Below are 19,976 nucleotides of genomic sequence, written 5' to 3'. Positions count from 1 at the left end.
AATTTGTCCTATACTTGATTGTATGATTTTGAACGTGGGGTTACAAGCGTATCCTTTCGATACGGCTCTAACTATCGCATAGTATTTAAGAAAAGAGAGTGCATAATGGAAAATTTACATCTAATAGCAACCGCGCCTATGGGCCTTGAGGCGGTTGTAGCTCGTGAGCTAAAAGATTTGGGCTATACAGACCTGCAGGTTGAGAATGGACGTGTCAATTTCAGTGGGGGCCCTATCGATATTTGCCGTACCAATCTCTGGTTGCGCACAGCCGGCAGAATTCTCATTAAAATGGGTGAGTTTCCCGCTACGACCTTCGAAGAGCTATTTGAAGGAACGAAAGCACTGGATTGGCCTACCTGGATTCCCAATGATGGAGAATTCCCAGTAGACGGACGTTCACAGAAATCACAGCTTACAAGCGTACCTGCATGCCAAAGTATAGTCAAAAAAGCAGTCGTTGAAAAAATGAAGGACGTTTACGGAACGGAATGGTTTGATGAGAACGGTGGTCGCTACGTAATTGAAGTAACGCTAATGAACGATCGAGCAATGCTTACATTAGATACAACCGGTGCCGGACTTCATAAGAGGGGTTATCGTAAAGTAGCAACTGAAGCGCCAATCCGTGAAACGATGGCAGCAGCACTTATACAGCTTAGCCGCTGGCGTCCGGAACGCCCGTTGTATGATCCATTTTGCGGGTCAGGAACGTTTCTAATTGAAGCAGCTATGATAGGCTGGAACATCGCACCGGGTTTGCGCCGTACGTTCAACAGCGAAGGCTGGCCGCTCGTTCCTATGGAGCTATGGGATAGAGCGCGCGAAGAAGCGTTTGATCTAGTGAAGGATGATATTCCACTGCAAATCACAGGATCTGATATTGATCCGAACGCGATTGAGATTGCAGAAGCTGCTGTGAAGAAAGCCGGCTTTGGCAAAGACATTAAACTACTCGTTCAGCCCGTTGCGAAAGTAAAGCCTGTAGGTGATTACGGTGTAATGATTACGAATCCGCCTTACGGTGAGCGGCTTGGAGATGATGTAGAAGCGGAAGCCGCACTGCGCCAATTTGGTCTGACTGCACTTCATTACCCGACTTGGTCCTATTTCGCAATTACACCTTCCACTACAATTGAGCATTATTTCGGCAGACATGCCGATAAGAAGCGGAAGCTATTCAATGGACGAATCGAATGTAATTACTTCCAGTTCTTTGGAGCATTACCACCGCGCAATAGATAAACTTTATTCCGGGAAGCACTTTAAGAAAAAGTTAATCTATTCATAAGAAATTCGGTTCTTCATTGTTAAACTGTTTCCTTAATAATGGGATGGAAATGATAGGTTATCTATAAAATAAATTAGAAGTCTTCTCGGGGTTCGGAATAGAGCCATAGCGTAGAAAGGAGAAACTTAACAAGTGGCTTCGTGATCAGAACACGGAGTTCAGCAACGGTCAAGAGATCGTCCACGATGAGCCTACTATTAGTAATGAAAGCTATACGGTCAGTTACCGCAGTCAACCAACACTAGGTTAAGTTGACGCCACGCGAATTCGCAATTTTAGAGTAGAAAAGGATGTTAAATTCATGATACCTGTCCAGCAAAACGTATTTAGGCGCTGTTTAAGCTTTGTGCTAGTTTGGCTTGAGCGGCTAAAGGCTGTCGACTTCCTGCTATTTACTTTCGCTATGATGCTCAAGCTTTATTTATTCAATAGACTTTTATCCGTTAAATATATGGACATGACCAAAATGGATGCAACGATCGAGTTCGGCGCTGTCCTGCTGGTTGCATTCTGGACCGTTTGGTTCGCCGCACGCGGGAGAATCATTGCTCTTGTCATTCTTAATATTTTCCTATCTTTTGTTTTGTACGCCGATGTGATCTATTATCGCTATTTCCAAGATCTCATTTCTGTACCGGTCCTGATGCAATTAAGCCAGGTGGGTGCTTTAGGCGGAAGTATTGGCACCTTGATCAATCTTAAAGATTTCCTATTGTTTATAGACTGGATCATTATTATTCCTTTTGCAGTTTATGTCATTTGGCGTGGAAGAGGAGACTTACGTCTCGCTAACGCTCACCGCAAAGCTGCACCACTATGGCGTAAAGCACTCTTTCGCATCGTTATCAGCGCAGCTATTTTCATTCTAGGCTCAACGCTTGTTTTCTCGAATATAAATGAGGCAAAACGTACTTGGGCAGCAAGCGTCTTCACCGGAAGCTGGTGGAACTTATCGATTTATAACGTTACAGGTGCGCTTGGCTTTCACGGTTATGACATTTCTCGTTATGTTAAGCGTCACTGGCTCGATGCAGAGACAGTCTCCGCTCAAGAGAAATCGGAAGCTAATGATTGGATGAAAGCACGCGGCCAAGTTCGTGGTCAACTAGAGAAAGAGGATCCTCTATTTGGCGCTTACGCAGGCAGCAACGTTCTGATGGTTCAGACGGAAGCTTTGAATAATTTTATGATTGACAAATCGATTGGCGGTCAAGTAATTACGCCTAATTTAAACAAGCTGATTAAAGAGAGTGCCTATTTCAGCCAGTTTTATCACCAAACCAATCAGGGAAGAACATCCGACGCTGATTCTAGCGCAAACTGTTCGGTGCATCCACTGAATAATGGCTCGGTATTCATCCAATATGCTTCGAATGAATTCGATTGTTTACCGTCAACGTTGAAAACACATGACTACTCCACTACTGTATTCCATGCGTACGAAGGCGGATTTTGGAATCGAAATTCGATGTATCATAATATGAAATACGATCAATTTTACAATTTGAAAGATTTTAAACTAGATGAAAAAATTGGTTGGTCAGTCGGGGACAAGTCATTCTTCAGACAGTCAATGGACGTCATCTCCAAAGAGAAGAAGCCTTTCTACTCCTTCCTCATTACATTAACGAGCCATCATCCATTTACTATGCCTGAGACGGAGAAGAAGCTTAATGTAGGTGAATTAAAAGGAACCATCATGGGAGATTATTTGCAATCTGTTCATTATGTCGATGCCGCTCTTGGTGAGCTTGTGGAACGAATGAAAGCAGAAGGCCTGTGGGACAATACCATTTTCTTATTATACGGTGACCACGACAACTCGATAAAAGACTGGGGAATGTATGAAACCTTCCTAGGCAAGCCTCTAAATGAATTGGAGCAGCAAATGCTTCTGAAGCAAGTGCCGTTTATTGTTCACCTACCGAATGACGCTCAAGCTGGTACGTATACAAATGTTGGCGGCCAGCTTGATGTAACACCAACCATTCTTCATTTGCTTGGTATCTCCACTGCTGATCAATATTTGTTCGGGACGCCTCTAGTGTTAGAGAAACCGCTCGATGGCAAAATAGTTGCTCAGAGGAACGGCTCATGGACGGACGGAACCGTCTTCTATATGCCTTCCGGTGATGGTATTGCCGAGAATGGAAAGTGTTGGAATATTGCCGCTAACAAGGTTGGCGATATCAATGCTTGTATTGGAAAAGTTGCAGAGGTGCGCAAGGAGTTGTTCATTTCCGATCAGATTGTTATGAATGATTTGATCAAAGACTTTAAAGAGCAAGCAGCTACTGAAGCTCGCGCTAAGACCCAAGACGGAGACGACAAAGAAGTAGCACAAAGCAGCAAGTAACAAGCAGATTTTGAGAATAAACAACTTTGTTGCCATTGTCTATAGGCAAGCGAATTCTCGTATGGTGAATAATAAGGGGCTGTCCCTAAGGTCGATTTAGACCTTAGTGGACAGCCCCTTTTCGCTTTATAAAGTGATAGCCTAATCCTTCTGCCGAGCTAACCAGTTCAAAATATCATCAATCGTATGCACGGGCACGATATTCAAATCTGGTGCAGCGCCCCGAGCAGCTACCTCCAGCTCCGCTGGAACGAAAAACACATCCGCATCCGTGCGGCTTATCGCATACGCCTTCTGCTGGATCCCTCCAATGAGACCTACTGAGCCATCTTCCTCGATGGTTCCGGTCCCTGCCACCTTTAAACCGCGGGTAACACCGCCCGGTGTTAATTGGTCGATTAGTGCTAATGTCAGCATCGCCCCATGTGATGGCCCGCCTATATGCGCCATATATCGGCTATAATCGACACTGCGAGGAATATCTAGGTGCAGTTCCGTTTGTACCGAAACACCGAACACAGCCCGTTCTGGAGCCTCCTGAGACGCTCTTGTAGGTACTTCTACCTGGATACTCCCAGACTCTCTTCTGAGTGTAATGTCAACTGACTCCCCCGGTGCTACTGATTGGTCCATATATCCAATCATTTCGTCAACCTTACTAACCTGCTGGTCATTTAATTTTTGTATAACATCCCCCGCTTGCAGCAGTTGTTCAGCTGGACTACCCTTTACGATACCAATGACTCGTACTCCTTCTGATGTAATCCCGCTTCCGATACCTACCTTTTTCATCGCAACGGCAGCAGCCACCTCGTTCGCATCCTTCTTCATCATGACTACCTGCGTGTATGATTCCGTGAGCGGAGGTTCGTCCTCCGGAATTTTCTCAAATGAATAGAGTGGGAAGAGCTTCGCATAAAGCCAATCAGCTGCTACTGCCGGTCGATCAAATACAAGTACGCCGTTCACTTCGCCGCTGCTGCCTCCTCCTTCAACATGAGCATATCGATTCATATTCAGTGTCATACCTGGGTAAGTAACACGATACCCCGTCGGATAAAGCAATCCAAGCAGCAGTGCTGCAGTAAGGAGTAGAATACCCCCGCTTCGTATCGGCAAATGAAGCAGCCGCTTGTGTCGCACACCAGAGGCTCCCGTAAGCTTGGCTGGCTTCTGCTCCTCCACTTTGCTCCATCTGACCGATTCTGATTTTCGCTGCTTATTTGATTGTACTTTTCTCATTCGATTACTAACCTCACGGGGCCAATTGAGTGCCTCGCTCAGCAGCATATCCGCAAGCATTAGCAGAGCCCCAGCACCGATTAATACCAGCAGCAGAAATAACCGCTCGGGAGCAAACAGCACGAGCGATGCCCCTGTAAGACTCAGCGCAATAATGCACAGACGGAGCAGCTGCATTAATCCAAGCAGCAGCTTCGCCCTACGTGTGTGCCACACCTTATCTACTTCGATTGCTCGCTCTCTCTCCTTAGGCATGGAATCATTTAACCGCTCGCTCTGCTGCTGAAGTGACCGACTTATTTGCTGTCCTCTCCATTGCTGCCAAAACCCAAGCCCCGCGCCTAAAGCCCAGCTTAACGGTACAAGTGCCAACAAATAAAATAATCGATCAATCATTTCAATCCATTGCATACCATTGCTAGTCCGAAGCGGAGCCGGCAACCATATGAGTTCTGAAGCCACAATAAAAAGAAGTGCAACAACTAAACCGGATATATAATAGCGATTAGACTGGTTATGAGACTTATACAGCTTGTCCAACTACTGCTCCCTCCGTTCCCTCTTTCTTTATTAACTAGAAAAACGCTACTGATTAAAATATTGCCTAACAAACCCTTTACCGTCTGTGATTTCAATTTCAGCATAAGCCCCATTTATAAATGTCATTTGTGGTGGGACATGACCGCAATCTATATCGTAAGCAATAGGAATTTGAAGCTCCTCAGAAAGCTCTCTATACACATCTTCTACCGTGTAATTGTCAAACGGCTGATTGACTGCACTTCTTCCAAACATAATACCTGAGCAATTATTAAACCATCCTGCATACTTCATGTGAACTAATGACCTGCGTAAATCCGCTGTATTCAGCTCACAATTTTCCAAATACCATACGATAGGTTCATTATTAATAAATTGCTTTTGAAAATGTTCAAGATCACCATAAGGTGTTCCAATCAAATGTCTAATGACATCTATACATCCACCTAGCAATCTACCATTTAGTTTCATATCCGTTTTTGATACCGTATTCCAATTCGTTGGCTCCGTTAAATGGAAAACACTTGATGAGGGGTTATTGTGCTTCCATTCTTTTTGATAGTTTAACGAGGAATGCTGCAGGACAGTTCCCCCAGATGGCGTAGATAATACTGCTTGCCACATCGCGGTTGTCTCATCCATAAATTCTCCTCGTAAATCAATGAAATTCATACCGTGAGCAGTCGCTAGCCCTGTTTTCAAAGTGATTGCCAGCAGCAACACGCTTATATCAGAATAGCCTAGTATCCACTTGTTCTTAATTTGATCAAAATCAATATACTCAACCATCTCAATTAACAATTCCCCACCCCAAGGTGGTATGATTAGATCCACGTTATCATCGCGCATCATCGAATTAAATTCATCAGCGCGAACTTTGGCTGAGGCTGACTTTGCTTTATCTTGTGTCCATACCGTATCACCACAAATAACTTGAAATCCGTACTTCTCCAAGCGGCTGCATGAAAGCTTAACCAGATCATGCAATTCAGCCTTAACCCCGGATGRGGGTGCTGTCACTCCAATTGTTGCCCCTTCTTCTAAGGACGGATAGATAATCATTAGTCTTAGTCCCCTCTGATATTCATGTAGTAGGTAAGGCCACTTTTAAAATAAAGAAAAAATGACATTCCAAACCTTTAGTAGTTTGAATGTCATTTTTATCCTCGTTGATTACTTCGTTTGCAAATATTCGCGCTCTTCTTCTCCTATGCCGCTATCTCTTAGCTCGCCTCGCTCAATGGTACGGATATGATCCAGCCATTGCGATGGCGTATACTCCTTGCGATTTGCCCGATCGAGAAGCTGAGCGTAATGCACACTATTGTCGTAGCCGCCGAGCTTTCGCACGACCTCTATATACGATACAACAAGTTGCCTAGCCTCACCTGCTGAATAGCTGTATCCAGCGGTTAGCGCTTCAACAATACCTCGCTCATACAAACTGAGTCTGACCTGCGTCTTGACTGTCATGATACATCCACCTGCCTCCCATATAAATATGATATCCTACAAGCCTGAGATGTGATTCCCATTGTTCAGAGCAAAAAACAACCTGATTACCTAAACGTAATGGGTCCAGCCTTCTGCCCTTGCGCGATATCGTGATCTGTTCATAAAACCAACGTTCATCTTTATTTAATTGTACTGCTTTATGTACGATTTTTCCAGTATCATTGTCTGCCATCGGGCCTATTATAATATCCGGATGAACAGCGCAAGGGTCTTCCCCCTTCACACTCGCTTTACGGTGACTATAAATAAATGCAGCCCACGCCTGAGAGTCGGAGAGAAATAATAAGGGCTCTATGTGAGGAGGCACAGAAGCAAGCTCAACGACAAGCACACAGGGGCGACCGCCATCCCAAGACTCCTTTGCTGATTTGTGTGACCATTTACGCGCTTGTGCAATAGAGATCGTCGTATAGAAGCCTTCTCCAAAGTCTTTGCCCGGTCGCCAATATGGTGCGTTCAGCAGTTTTTGTTGAAACGAATGTACCGTATTGCTAGTCGTGCCGTGATACAGCAATTGCGGTGTTGTAATATCCATCCTATGCTCCTTTCAAGCACTATACAAAAACCCAACGATTATTATTGTCGTTGGGTCATGCTGCGTCTGTATCTTATGGTGCTGAATTGTATGGCTAAGTAGCGTTTAGTGATCTCCGTGGTTGCCCCTGGATGGATTCGTTATAGCAAAGCCTTCTTCAGGCACATAAAAATAGTCGATGCGAATGCCGTCCAAAAACTCGTTTCCTTGCTCTAAAATAACGTCAATGTCCTTGTCTGTCGTTACAACGATGTCTTTCTCTGTTGCCTCGTCGATACCCATGCCGTAATGAGCGTGATCACCATGTGAATGTGTCACGTAAACACGCAGCTTTTTGCCCTCGTTTTCAGGCTTGTCCAGTTCTTCTTTTAACATCTTAGCTGCGTTTTTAGAAATTTTGCAATTCATCTTTTATCCAACTCCTCTTTTCCTATGCCGTTTGGTAATTATCATTATTTTATATTATACTTGCTCTCCATTCTTCCGGCAAACCAAGTTGAAATGAACATCGTAACGGCAATATCATCTACCGGCATAAAAGGCATCACATCGGGCAAAACCCAATAGAGTAAGACAGGCAGCGTAAACACCAGCTTGTCTACTAGTGATACATCCTTCGACCTCAATAAACGAAATACACGGACAAACACTCTCTGCCAATGGCGCAAAGACAGCAATTTACGCATGAGTAAGCTCCTCCTTTGCTGACGACCTTTGGCAGCATTATACCATAATCGTACATCAATCGCCTACTTTTGCTAATTAGCTATTAAACCTCATAGTCTCCAATAATAAGGGCTGCAGCTCCATATAAATCGTATCAAATTGGCTCATAGGCAGTGGATTTTCACCGTAACCCGCCTCTACCGTAAATCCTGGTCTCCGAAATTGCTTGATGAACCAATCCTTATAGCCCGCATCGCTTCCCGTAAGCTTCACTGGTTTATATCCGCTCACTTGTCCTAGCCTGTTTGCCAGCTGCTCCGCTTCTTCCGGCTCGTAATCACGGTAATTCCAATAGATTTCCCGCCCTTGCGTATGCAGCGCTACGATAGCATCGAAGCTTATCGTCTCTGTTAGACGAGCCATTGCAAATGCTTCTGGTTCACTAAGCGGATAAGGTCCCGGATAGTCGCGTGGGCCTGGCCCCTCTACCCCTCTGCGCTTACATTCCTCTTCCCAATACGCAGGAAACTGATCGTTTAGATCAACGCCTCTTATATTAGCTTTCCAGCTGTTGAACTGCTCTGAATGACCATTCCATTTAAGCAAGGAATTGTAGTATGGATGCCCTTGTTCCAGCCCTCGCTGCGCAAGCTCAACCCCGTCAGGGTTAACCATTGGGACAGCCCACAGCGTTACCTCATTGCAAAGCTCTTCCACCGATTGACCGGCTAATCGTCCACCATTGCTGTAAGCTGCTGATAAATCCGCAACAAAGCGCATGAGTAATGCGGAAGTAATCCACTCATTTGCGTGAAATGAAGCATTCATATGAATTTTGCGTGAGCCAGTGCCGCAGCGCAGCGCAAGCAAAGGCTTGCCCATTACACTCTCGCCAATAATATGCGCTGCTACAAAAGGATAGCTGTCCGTTAGCTGTCTGCAGCCCTCCACCATATCGCAATAGCTGTATGTTTGAACCGAATACATGACGATCGCCTCCACCTGCATGGGTTTGTTTCTTACATGCTATGCGGTACGATGCCTGTACTATGAAGTAAAAAAAGAAGCCGATCACCTTGCAGTGATCGACTTCTTCTAATTGGTCTAATGAATATGAGGAACCTGCCACACAACAGGGGTCAAATCGATCTGTTCATTCAACCATTTTTGGGCGATAGTCTTGAACATATGCGACTCACCACTGCAGAAAAACTGATGAATGGGTAATTCATTCCCCCTCGCAAGATCTCGCTTATTCTGCAAAATCGTACTAATCTCGCGAGCTGTTTCATCCGCAGAGTTTATCAGTGTAACATTCTGCCCCATTACCTCAGAGATAGTGTCCGCAAGAAATGGATAATGCGTGCATCCGAGTATTAAAGTATCAATCGGATAGCTGCGCAAATGACCGATGGAGTCTCTTACCGTATTATACGTCTCCGTTGATTGGAAATTACCATTCTCGACAAGTGGTACGAATTGCGGACACGCTTGACTAACTACCTGGACATGAGGCGTTAGTTCTCGCAGCGCATTCGCATAAGCGCCACTCTTAATCGTGCCTTCCGTTCCTATTACACCAATACAACCTGTCAGTGTTCTGCCAATAGCGGCACGCGCGCCGGGATTTATAACACCAACAACCGGCACTGAAACTCTGGAACGAATATCATCAAGAGCAACGGCAGTCGCCGTATTACACGCTATAACAATCATTTTCGGTTTAAACTGAATTAAATAATCTACTATTTCTCTTGTAAATCGTATCACTTCTTCTGACGAGCGCGGGCCATAAGGCGTACGAGCGGTATCTCCAAAATAAATAATTTTCTCTCGCGGCAGTTGGCGCATGATCTCCTTGGCAACGGTCAGGCCGCCTACGCCGGAATCTAGTATCGCAATCGGTTGCTGCACAAACACACCGCTTTCTTGAACAAAGTGTAGTAAATCTGGTCAGAATAACATATGAATTTTCACATCTAAATGTACCTAATACATATTAACGTAAATTCAGGCTTGCTTCAATAATGGGACTATCCGAAAGAGCCGCGGATAACAGCTAAATAATATCTCATTCTAATCCTTTTGTTTGATCCATATAGGGTATCGTAAAGGTAATGATTGCTGTGTAGTAAAGAGAAATGATTGTACGCAACTACCCCTTTTTTTGTGATGTGAAATCTTTACGACTTACATCTGCATCTGGCGGGTTCGCGGTTTATTAGAATTAATTAATTTCATATTGTGAACCTAATGAGCGGTATGATGGAATGAGAGATGCATTAGTATCAGAATATGAAGCTAAATCACCGAAAAGAGAGTGCGGAATGATTTATCCCAGCGATTACGTGCATTTACTGAAACTAAACCGCAGCGGATTCTTTTGCTTTCTCATTTAATTGCAAAATTTGAGACTACGATGACATAGTAACCATAGCAAACAGACAGTAAACAGACAGCAGACACATAAGCGTTTATTGGTGTACATTTCTCCATTTCGGAGATGCGTGCAGGAAAACGGATCATCTATACTGAACGCTGAACACACCAAAGAGTCAAGCGCTTCTATGAGAAGTCGCTCGACTCTTTGGTGTGTAAACTCCTAATATTTCTAAAACTCTTTCGTTGCTGCCGCTTCCGTTTCCCCAGCTTCGACCGCTTCTAACGCGCTAGCTTCCTGCTCGCCATCAGCAGATTCAGCAATTAATTCGGTTGACTCTGAAGTAACTTCAGCTGTTTTAATCGATTTACTGCCTATGCTTCTCACGCTACTAACGATCGTTCCTGCTGCTTGCCTCGTTTTACCAGCAATTTGTACCGCTTGACCGCCAATTTGCTTGGCTATACGACCAGTTGTATCCGTTACCTGATCGGCAACCTTGACTGTTGACTCGCTAATCTTATGTGCTCCGACCGATATATCCTGACGCAGCTCTTTGCCAGCCTTAGGCGCTAAGAGCAATGCTGTTACCGATCCGATGATACCTCCGGCTAATGCACCTAGCAAAAATCCTTTTGTTTGCTTTCCTGTTGACATTATAGTAGCTCCCTTCGTTCTTAGAGTGCCCTTCGTCTCTGCTCTTTGATTCGGATTGCGCCTTTCAATGAGAAGCGCTACACTTCCCCGCCATCCGGCTCCGCCTGTTTACGGCTGGACTGCCACAGCTGCCAAGCAGCCATTCCAAGTTCAGCCCATTCCAGYGTATCCGAAGCCTGACGCTTTGTGGCAGTACGCTTTGCATGATGTGCCGCGGATTCAGACAGTACAGATGTGATATTCACTGCCGCAGACGTCGTATGCGTGATTACATCCCCGATCTGCTCCACCGCTTCAAACAATCGATTAGCCGATTGCAGCTGACGATGTACAGTACGAATGGTTTCTTCTGCTGGCTGCACAAGCCCATTCAACTCCAAAGCGAGCTTATGCATATCCTGCTGGATTTCCTCCGCTGATGCTTGCATACGCCCTAGCCTGCTGAGAGCGGTTCGTATAGCAATCAACATTCCCACTACCAATATGACAAAAGCAGCAGCAGCAATCGCAACACTCCACGTCACAACCATGTCTTAGTCCCTCCCCCAAATCAAATGCAGGGCAGCCAATTTATCCTCATCTAGACGAATGCCCACTTGCGTAATGACAGTATAAGCAGCATGGGCTTGTCTTGACACAAAAAAACGCAAAAAGAGACTGCCGCAGGTTATTTACAGCCCTGCAAGGCAGTCTCTCTTTTGGGATCTAATCCATTATCCAATACGGTAGCTGCATTTGCCTCCGCCCTTGGCCAAGCATTCTGTACGCTCGACCGACACGTCAAGCAGCTCCTGAAATAAAGTCAACTCGCACTTGCAAGCTTGCTGATACTTTCCGGCTACTTGAGCAATCGGACAATTATATTCATAAAACATATAGTTTCCGTCGCTTTGAGGCTCCACTTCAACCATATATCCTCCAGCATTCTGAATAGATGCCAGCTCGTTTATTTTCTGCTCTAGGCTTTTGCCAATCATTCTTGGCTCATAGCGTTCAAGAAGTTTTTGTTTGCGTCCTTCAAACATCCGGTCAATTAGCGCTGCAGTATGCGGGTCATCCGCCAGCTCTTCAAGCAAATCGAGCGTAAGCAGATGATAGTTTTTCGGAAACAGCTCGTCCGCCTCAGCCGTAAGCTCGTAAGCATGCAGCGGTCTTCCCATCGCTTGGCGTACGGATACGATTTTAACGCTTCCTTCACTTTCCAATGCATACATATGCCGCCTAATCGCCATCTCTGTTAACTCAAGCTCGTTTGACAGATCGCTAGCGTTCATTCTGCCGCTAGTCTTAAGCAGCATCAAAATACGCTCACGTGTTGATATATCGCCCTGCGTTCCCGCATTAAGCCCAGTAACGCGTAACGTTCCGCTTCGCTTCAACCCTTCACCACCCTTGCAGGCTTGATAGCGTCATTGTAACGTATTATGACGATTTCGTAAATCAACAAGCGTAATCAGCATTTACACGCTTCTGATACTAGTAAAAAGCCTAAGTTTATTGCAGCTCGCGCTCTATGTAAAGCTCAACCGCCACTTTAAACGCAGGCAGCAGCTCTGACAGTACTGTAGATAGCGGATGAAGTTCACCTCTAGGCCAATCAAAATAGTCCTGTACAAGCGGCTTCCGCAGTCTAACAAGTTCTATTAGCGGCTCCAGCATATACGCTGGAAAAGAACCTTCTGCTCCTGTAATTTCAATGATATCTTCATAACTGCTGGCATCCCGCATGAGAAAGCCGTCAATTAAAAAGCTTCCTACATCCGTTACAGTCTCAATGGCAAGATGGAGCGCTCTCTCTTGTGCCAAGCCTTCCATCATACTGCCTTGCCAATCAGCAGCGAGATTCTTTAGTGCGAGTGCGATGTCAGGCATTGCTCTCAGACGTACAGCTATTTGTTCGCGATTCACATAATACATCGGTTAGTCGCCTGCTTTCAGCCTTGCTTCTTTTTTTTTGCCTTACGTTTAAGCCATGCTACCATAATAATGCTGCTGAATATAATGACCAGCAAATAAGTGAAGATTTCGTAAACGTCTCTCATGATCCGTTATCGTTCCTCTCAGCTTACAAAATCGACGCTGATTGACGCTTCGCGAACTTGCAGCATATGCTCGATTACTTTTTTATGAACAGGATGTACTTGGTATTCATCCAACGCTTCCATCGATTCGAATTTCGTAATAAGTGCGATATCGTAAGAGCGTTCGGAATGAACAACATCCTCGCCAACCTCGATTGATTTCAACACATCAATTTTGCCTTCCATATCCCTTAGCACTTGAGCTGTTTGCGCAACACTTTCTGCGCTTCCATCCTTCAATTTAAAAAAAACGATATGAGTAATCATTATAATTCCTCCTCTGAATTTATCGAATGGCATTTTACCTATTATCACATAATAACCTAAGCAAACTCCTTACAGCAACCCTAGATAATGAGGGACACTGCAGCATCACGCCATCGTATTACACTAGTAATTTCAACAAAAAGGAGCCTTTCGGCTCCTTTCTCATTCAAAAAGCTTAGCTTATTACTGAATTACGCAGCTTCAACGACTAGCTCAGCAAACATTGTAGCATGCCCTTGCCCGCATGGAACAGAACAAATGATTTTATATTTGCCAGGCTTGTCGAATTCTAGATTCGTTTCAGGATTGTCGTTATCTAAAGCAACATTAAGCTCCTCAATAGCGGCACCATGAATACCGAGCTTATTCTCAAGCTTCATTATTACTTTCTCTCCAACTTTCACTGTGTACACGTCTTCATTAAACTTAAAATCTGTTGATGATGCTACGAGCTTAACTAATACAGTGCCTTCTGGCAACGAGGCAGACTCGTCAACTGGCTTAGGAGGCAAGCCGAATGTGAGCAAGTATACGCCCAGAAGTGAAGCCGCTGTAAATAAAACAAACATAACCCATTTGTGCATTGCTACATGCTCCCCTTTACGATCATAATGTCTACCTCTTATATTACATAAGATCGTCCGAAGTTCTCAACCTTAAACTACGGAAAAAGGAAATTTTTTTTTGTTAATTTGACAAATCCATGAACAATTATGATTTTAGCTGGACAAATACTGCTTCAGCACTCGTTCAGACTCAGCCTTCACAAATCCCCATAGCATAAAAAAACGATGATGGTAGCCGCGGCATACATATTGTGCGTGCAAACCATCCGGTTCCCGCTTCTCTTCATACACTTTAATACCCGTTTCGCGGAATTGACGTCTAATGGCTGCCAGATCGAGCAACACTCGATCCTGGATACCACGCAGCATCGATTCATATAAACGGGGCAACTTAATGGTTGTCGTACCTATGACACGTATATCATGATCCAAAATACGCATCACAATACCTAGAAGCACATATCGTTTTACAAGCTCCAGCTCATCCTCAGTCTGAATCGGTGGATGTTTAGCCGTCTTTACTCCTCCGCGAGCATCTTCCTCCATTGCGGCCATAGCCATTCCTCCATATAAGAACATATGTTCTTATTATAGTCAGAAGCCGCACTTTCATGCAAGTACAATAACAAATACCAAATATTAACTATTTATTTCTTCTCCTTGAGCACCTCAATTAATTTACGAAGCCTGTCTGGCATAGGCAGACCGATCCTTCCATAGTTCTCTGTTATCGAGATCAGTTCGTTCGCGATGTAAAAATAAAAAAAGGATCTTGTCCGGATCTAACAGGCTTGTTATGCCAACTTGATCCAGATAAGACCCTAATTCTTAAGCTACTATTCTCATTACAGCTTCTATTCCCAAATGATCTAATACTTTATGCGACTGAATTCGCCTCGTCAGAAAACTGACTGTTATACAGATCGGAATAAAACCCGCCTTTAGCGAGCAGCTCCTCATGGCTACCCTTTTCGATCACATCACCATGGTTCATAACGAGTATGATATCAGCATCTTTAATGGTTGATAACCGATGCGCGATAACAAAGCTGGTTCTACCTTCCATCAGTCTTGCCATTGCCTTCTGAATCTGCAGCTCTGTACGTGTATCGACACTGCTTGTCGCTTCATCGAGTATAAGTATCGCAGGGTCGGCAAGAATAGCGCGTGCTATCGTCAGCAACTGCTTTTGCCCTTGCGAAATGTTCGATGCCTCTTCGTTCAGCACAGTTTCGTAGCCTTCAGGCAGAGTCCGTATGAAATGATCAGCATGTGCGGCCTGCGCAGCATCGATTATTTGAGCTTCCGTTGCGCCTTCGCGTCCATATGCAATATTTTCACGAATCGTTCCGTTGAACAACCACGTATCCTGAAGCACCATCCCAAACAGCATACGCAGGTCGCCTCTTGGGAGCTGCGTGATATTAACGCCATCAATTGTAATGCTGCCCTCCTGTATTTCATAGAACCGCATGAGCAAATTAACTAGTGTCGTTTTGCCAGCGCCAGTCGGACCTACAATTGCGATCGTTTGTCCCTGCTTCACGTCAATGCTCATATCTCCAATAAGAGGAGCATCCTCTTTGTAGCCGAACTTAACATGCTCGAAGCGAACATTTCCTTGCGGTGAAGTTAAGGTTGCTGCTTCCGTACCGCTTGCATCTGCTGACTCTTCCTGCTCGTCAAGTAGTTCGAAAACCCGTTCTGCCGATGCAATTGTAGACTGAATGATGTTCGCAATATTAGCCGTTTGTGTCAATGGCTGCGAAAACTGCCTTGCATATTGGATAAAGGCTTGGATATCACCAATCTTGATTGCTTGACGTGTAACTAGAATACCGCCAACGACACTTATAAGCACATAACCGATATTGTTAATGAACGACATTAACGGCATCATTACTCCGGAAATGAACTGTGCTTTGCGTCCGGAATGGTACAGTTTTTCATTAATCTCGTCAAACGCCTCAATTGATTTATGCTCATGCCCGAACGCTTTAATGATTTTATGCCCCGTATACATCTCTTCAACATGACCGTTCAGCTTTCCAAGTTCAGCTTGCTGTCCTTTGAAATAACCCTGTGACCGTGAAGCAATTGCTTTGATCACGATGAAGCTTAACGGCAGGGTTAGCAGCAAAATAACGGTCAACAGCGGACTAATTGTCAGCATCATAATGATCACGCCTACGAGTGTGACGATTGATGTAATAAGCTGTGTTAAGCTTTGCTGCAGCGTGTTGCTAATATTATCTACATCATTAACCGTTCTGCTCAATATTTCACCATGTGTGCGTGAATCAAAGAACGATAAGGGCAGCCGTTCCAGCTTCTCATTTACATCGTTACGCAGCACGTAAACGGTCTTCTGAGCCACTCCCGCCATCACATACTGTTGCACGTAAGAAAACAATGAACTAAGTAAGTAAAGTCCTATCAAGATAAATACAATCCGCATTATAGCGTCAAAATTGACACCGCTGCCCATTATGCCCTCAAATATTTCAGTCGTTGCGTTACCCATTAGCTTAGGGCTTACGATGGAAAATACGGTACTTAGCACAGCCATAAATATGACTACAATCAGTTTCGTACGCTGCGGCCTTAGGTAAGCAAGCAAGCGACGCAGTGTTCCCTTAAAATCTTTCGCCTTCTGGACTGGCATGCCAAGTGCGCCCATCGGTCCCTGACCCGGTCCCATTGGTCCTCTGCCAGGTTGTCCGGGGCGGGGGCCGGCGCCCATTCCCTGCTGATTTTTGTCATCTGAACGTCCACTCATGCGATTTCCTCCTCTGACAGCTGCGACGATACAATTTCACGGTATACATCGCAGTTTTGCATCAGCTCGCTATGCGTTCCGATACCTGCAATGATTCCCTCGTCAAGCACTACTATTTTATCTGCATGAATGACCGTGCTTACACGCTGCGCTACAATGATAACCGCAGCCTGCTGCGTTTCCTTCTTCAATGCCGCTCGCAGGAGGGCATCGGTTTTGAAGTCAAGCGCAGAGAAGCTGTCGTCAAAAATATAAATGTCCGGTTTCCGCACAAGTGCACGCGCAATGGAAAGACGCTGCTTCTGTCCACCCGAAACATTCGTTCCGCCTTGCGCAATAATTGATTCAAAGCCATCAGCCATTTCTGAAATAAATGCTGACGCTTGCGCAATTTCCGCTGCATGACCCACCTCTTCATCTGATGCATCCTCTTTGCCGTATTTAATATTTTCGCTAATCGTTCCCGTAAACAACACCGATTGCTGCGGCACGTATCCAATCTTTGACCTAAGGGCTTGCTGCGTATGGCTTCGGACATCTAGGCCATCAATCAGCACTTTTCCCGATTGAATATCATAGAAGCGTGGTATGAGATTGACCAGTGTAGACTTGCCAGACCCCGTTCCGCCAATAATCGCTGTCGTCTCTCCCGACAAAGCGGTGAACGAAATCGTTGATAACGCCGGCTTCTCTGCACCAGGATAGCTGAATGTCACGTCACGGAACTCTACATCTCCGCCGCTTCGACTTGGCTGGATCGCATCCTCTAAATCTTGAATATCTGGCTTCATATCAAGCACTTCATTAATACGTGTCGCCGAAACCGATGCCCTAGGCACCATAATAAACATCATTGCCACCATCATAAGCGAAAACAAAATTTGCATCGCATACTGGAGAAAAGCCATTAAATCACCGATTTGCATATCGTCATTGCTAATACGAATGGATCCGAACCAAAGAATCGCGATGCTCGAAAAATTTAGAATGAGCATCATAACAGGCATCATAAATGCCATTATTTTATTTACTTTTATAGCGGTGTCTGTCAAATCCTTATTCGCATTACGAAAACGTTGCTGCTCAAAGCCTGTTCGGTTAAATGATCGAATCACCCGAATGCCTGTCAACCCTTCGCGAAGCACAAGATTAAGCTTGTCGATCTTAATTTGCATCGCTTTGAACAGAACTACTCCTTTGGAGGCTATCAAAAGAATAGTCCCTGCCAGCACCGGTATAACTACTACAAAGATAAGTGACAATGTAGCATCCTTGTTGACGGCCATAATAATTCCACCAATACACATCATCGGAGCCATGACCATCATCCGCAGCATCATAATAAGCACCTGCTGTACTTGAGTCACATCATTGGTCGTTCGTGTAATGAGCGACGCCGTTCCGATTTTATCAAACTCTTGCAAAGAGAAATGTTCCACATGACCAAAGAGTTTGCTGCGGATACGTTTTCCGAAGCCTGCTGCAATTATAGAGGAATAATAGCTGGCAGCAATAGAAAACACTACGCCGGCTGCTGTAACTAGCAGCATGAGCCCTCCGATTCGCATGATATAAGCGTTGTCCGCTCCTATAATGCCTTTGTTCACGATATCAGCCATCAATGTTGGTAAATAAAGCTCGGATAAGGATTGAAGAAAAACGAGAATTAAAACAAAAGCAATCATTAGCCAGTAAGGCTTCAGGTTTCGAAATAGTTTTAACAGGGTGCATCAACTCCGCTCATTATTAATGTTATTAAATATTATGTAATAAGTTACTTTTTTAGTTTAACATAGAGGTTCTAACAATTTCAAAGATGACGCGTATGCCAATCAATGTAACAGTAAACCGCTATTTTGTTAGGCATATAAAAACAAAAAGGAATCATCGCTATAGTTGGCGTGACTCCTTCTATGCTTACTATTTAGTTTCACTTGTTTTTCCTTCAACGTAGGCGTGCATCTCATAAATGGGTTAATGCCCTGCCAGCTTCCTCTCAATGCCTCGGGTGACAATAGACCTTGCTGCGACAGCTTCTGTCTTGCTTTCTTCGCCTTACTCATAGCCATTGTGGATTCCTCCTAATAAAATGATTCCCCTTTATTATATACGGAATGATTGTTATAAGAAAGGGCGGCTAGCCAACTTACATCATTTGCATCATTTGTGTTACTTGTAGTATTAATGCGGTTTTAGCTCAGTTTGCGAATTTACATACTTCATGTGCTATAATCTCGGTTTTGTACATACAGCTTTTATGAGGACTTGTTTAAAACCTTGCTCATTTGCACTTTTTTATCTTCAGCACGTGGGTAGTTTGCGATTGATCCGGACAAGCTCAAAAAAAATTTCATATTCCGCAGCTACAAACTGTAACCTTGAACAATGTTTATACGTTATGAGGCTAAGCAAGGAATCGAAGCCAAAAAGCGTAAGCTTCTGCTGCTCATAATTATTAGGGAGGGATTCACCATTCGAAAGTATCTGTTCGGAATGTTGACCATTTTTTTGCTGTTTGCCAGCTTGCCGCTTGCAGTCGTGCAGGCCAGCAACCACAGCACAGAAGAGAAGTACAATTTTTTAGTTAAGCAAGGTATCTTCACTGGATATGCAGATGGCAGCTCACAACTTAATTCATCAATGACACGTGAGCAATTTGCTACCGTATTGTTCAGGCTCTGGGAATTGAAGAAAGAAAAAACGACCCCAACTTATAACGATGTACTTAAAACAAGATGGTCATTCGGAGAAATTCAAGCGGTATCAAAAGCAGGATTAATGAATGGGACTGGAAACGATAAATTCGCTCCTACCTCCAACGTTACAGTCGAGCAGCTAGCTGTTGTCCTTGTTAGGGCATATGGTGCTGCGGGTTCCGCCTCAAAAACGGTATATGGTAAAGTGTCCACCTGGGCGAAGCCAAGTGTCGGGATAGCGTTGAACAGAGGGTGGATAAACGAACAGTCCGATTACCAAAAAAATGCACTGCGATCACAGCTTGTTCAGGCTGCTTACGTTGTCTTTATCGACATGAATCCGACCGAAAATCCAGAGCGACCGAAGCTGAACATTCTATCAGTAAATGCTACCTCGAATTACAC

22 protein-coding genes are annotated in these 19,976 nt (G+C 44.5%); 3 read left to right on the top strand and 19 right to left on the bottom strand.

Annotated elements, in window-relative coordinates; translation table 11 throughout:
- Window positions 1-105 precede the first annotated feature (105 nt).
- The gene (locus AC1DWN_RS12815; protein WP_477559284.1) at window positions 106-1,245 is read left to right on the top strand and encodes a THUMP domain-containing class I SAM-dependent RNA methyltransferase; all 1,140 of its coding nucleotides are present in this window, start codon (window positions 106-108) and stop codon (window positions 1,243-1,245) included.
- Between the two features lie 347 nt (window positions 1,246-1,592).
- Complete coding sequence (locus AC1DWN_RS12810) at window positions 1,593-3,647, top strand: LTA synthase family protein (protein ID WP_477559283.1); 2,055 nt, start codon at window positions 1,593-1,595, stop codon at window positions 3,645-3,647.
- Window positions 3,648-3,788: 141 nt separating this feature from the next.
- Here AC1DWN_RS12810 and AC1DWN_RS12805 read toward each other — a convergent pair whose 3' ends face one another.
- The 19 genes from AC1DWN_RS12805 to AC1DWN_RS12715 all read right to left on the bottom strand — a co-directional run bounded on the left by AC1DWN_RS12805 (window position 3,789) and on the right by AC1DWN_RS12715 (window position 18,944).
- Window positions 3,789-5,429, bottom strand: a complete 1,641-nt coding sequence (locus AC1DWN_RS12805) for a PDZ domain-containing protein (protein WP_477559282.1) — start codon at window positions 5,427-5,429, stop codon at window positions 3,789-3,791.
- A 45-nt stretch (window positions 5,430-5,474) separates the two neighbouring features.
- Entirely contained in the window at window positions 5,475-6,491 is a 1,017-nt protein-coding gene (locus AC1DWN_RS12800; protein ID WP_477559281.1) for a S66 family peptidase, read from the bottom strand.
- 111 nt (window positions 6,492-6,602) lie between these two features.
- The gene (locus AC1DWN_RS12795) at window positions 6,603-6,902 is read right to left on the bottom strand and encodes a hypothetical protein (RefSeq protein ID WP_477559280.1); all 300 of its coding nucleotides are present in this window, start codon (window positions 6,900-6,902) and stop codon (window positions 6,603-6,605) included.
- Complete coding sequence (locus tag AC1DWN_RS12790) at window positions 6,865-7,479, bottom strand: DUF3990 domain-containing protein (protein WP_477559279.1); 615 nt, start codon at window positions 7,477-7,479, stop codon at window positions 6,865-6,867. Before AC1DWN_RS12790 ends, AC1DWN_RS12795 begins: the two co-directional genes overlap by 38 nt.
- 105 nt (window positions 7,480-7,584) lie before the next feature.
- The gene (locus AC1DWN_RS12785) at window positions 7,585-7,887 is read right to left on the bottom strand and encodes an iron-sulfur cluster assembly accessory protein (protein ID WP_477559278.1); all 303 of its coding nucleotides are present in this window, start codon (window positions 7,885-7,887) and stop codon (window positions 7,585-7,587) included.
- Between the two features lie 44 nt (window positions 7,888-7,931).
- Entirely contained in the window at window positions 7,932-8,165 is a 234-nt protein-coding gene (locus tag AC1DWN_RS12780; protein WP_477559277.1) for a hypothetical protein, read from the bottom strand.
- A gap of 76 nt (window positions 8,166-8,241) precedes the next feature.
- On the bottom strand, window positions 8,242-9,132 hold the full coding sequence (locus AC1DWN_RS12775) for a M14 family metallopeptidase (RefSeq protein WP_477559276.1): 891 nt from the start codon (window positions 9,130-9,132) through the stop codon (window positions 8,242-8,244).
- A 117-nt stretch (window positions 9,133-9,249) separates the two neighbouring features.
- Window positions 9,250-10,059, bottom strand: coding sequence for a glutamate racemase (racE, locus tag AC1DWN_RS12770; RefSeq protein ID WP_477559275.1), 810 nt, complete (start codon window positions 10,057-10,059; stop codon window positions 9,250-9,252).
- A gap of 697 nt (window positions 10,060-10,756) precedes the next feature.
- A complete protein-coding gene (locus AC1DWN_RS12765; RefSeq protein ID WP_477559274.1) occupies window positions 10,757-11,182 on the bottom strand; it encodes a YtxH domain-containing protein in 426 nt (141 codons plus the stop codon).
- A 77-nt stretch (window positions 11,183-11,259) separates the two neighbouring features.
- Window positions 11,260-11,712, bottom strand: coding sequence for a DUF948 domain-containing protein (locus AC1DWN_RS12760; RefSeq protein ID WP_477559273.1), 453 nt, complete (start codon window positions 11,710-11,712; stop codon window positions 11,260-11,262).
- A gap of 183 nt (window positions 11,713-11,895) precedes the next feature.
- Complete coding sequence (locus AC1DWN_RS12755; protein WP_477559272.1) at window positions 11,896-12,561, bottom strand: helix-turn-helix transcriptional regulator; 666 nt, start codon at window positions 12,559-12,561, stop codon at window positions 11,896-11,898.
- 115 nt (window positions 12,562-12,676) lie between these two features.
- A complete protein-coding gene (locus AC1DWN_RS12750; RefSeq protein ID WP_477559271.1) occupies window positions 12,677-13,099 on the bottom strand; it encodes a DUF86 domain-containing protein in 423 nt (140 codons plus the stop codon).
- Between the two features lie 143 nt (window positions 13,100-13,242).
- Entirely contained in the window at window positions 13,243-13,530 is a 288-nt protein-coding gene (locus AC1DWN_RS12745; protein WP_477559270.1) for a Dabb family protein, read from the bottom strand.
- 191 nt (window positions 13,531-13,721) lie between these two features.
- The gene (locus AC1DWN_RS12740) at window positions 13,722-14,114 is read right to left on the bottom strand and encodes a cupredoxin domain-containing protein (RefSeq protein ID WP_477559269.1); all 393 of its coding nucleotides are present in this window, start codon (window positions 14,112-14,114) and stop codon (window positions 13,722-13,724) included.
- A gap of 135 nt (window positions 14,115-14,249) precedes the next feature.
- Window positions 14,250-14,651, bottom strand: a complete 402-nt coding sequence (locus tag AC1DWN_RS12735) for a YhjD family protein (RefSeq protein WP_477559268.1) — start codon at window positions 14,649-14,651, stop codon at window positions 14,250-14,252.
- A 92-nt stretch (window positions 14,652-14,743) separates the two neighbouring features.
- The gene (locus AC1DWN_RS12730; RefSeq protein ID WP_477559287.1) at window positions 14,744-14,878 is read right to left on the bottom strand and encodes a phage holin family protein; all 135 of its coding nucleotides are present in this window, start codon (window positions 14,876-14,878) and stop codon (window positions 14,744-14,746) included.
- Between the two features lie 95 nt (window positions 14,879-14,973).
- On the bottom strand, window positions 14,974-16,839 hold the full coding sequence (locus tag AC1DWN_RS12725; protein WP_477559286.1) for an ABC transporter ATP-binding protein: 1,866 nt from the start codon (window positions 16,837-16,839) through the stop codon (window positions 14,974-14,976).
- Window positions 16,840-16,871: 32 nt separating this feature from the next.
- Window positions 16,872-18,599, bottom strand: a complete 1,728-nt coding sequence (locus AC1DWN_RS12720; RefSeq protein WP_477559285.1) for an ABC transporter ATP-binding protein — start codon at window positions 18,597-18,599, stop codon at window positions 16,872-16,874.
- A 135-nt stretch (window positions 18,600-18,734) separates the two neighbouring features.
- Window positions 18,735-18,944 carry a hypothetical protein gene (locus AC1DWN_RS12715; protein WP_477559267.1) on the bottom strand — a complete coding sequence of 70 codons (210 nt, stop codon included), beginning with the start codon at window positions 18,942-18,944 and terminating at the stop codon, window positions 18,735-18,737.
- Window positions 18,945-19,260: 316 nt separating this feature from the next.
- On the opposite strand from AC1DWN_RS12715, the gene AC1DWN_RS12710 reads away from it, so the two are divergent.
- Window positions 19,261-19,976 (top strand): S-layer homology domain-containing protein (locus tag AC1DWN_RS12710; protein WP_477559266.1); only part of this gene is annotated, 716 nt, incomplete at its 3' end.

This window comes from Paenibacillus sp. P4_A7 (genome assembly GCF_056402455.1).
Note: the sequence above shows the minus strand (reverse complement) of the source record. Positions and strands in the feature narration are given on the sequence as shown.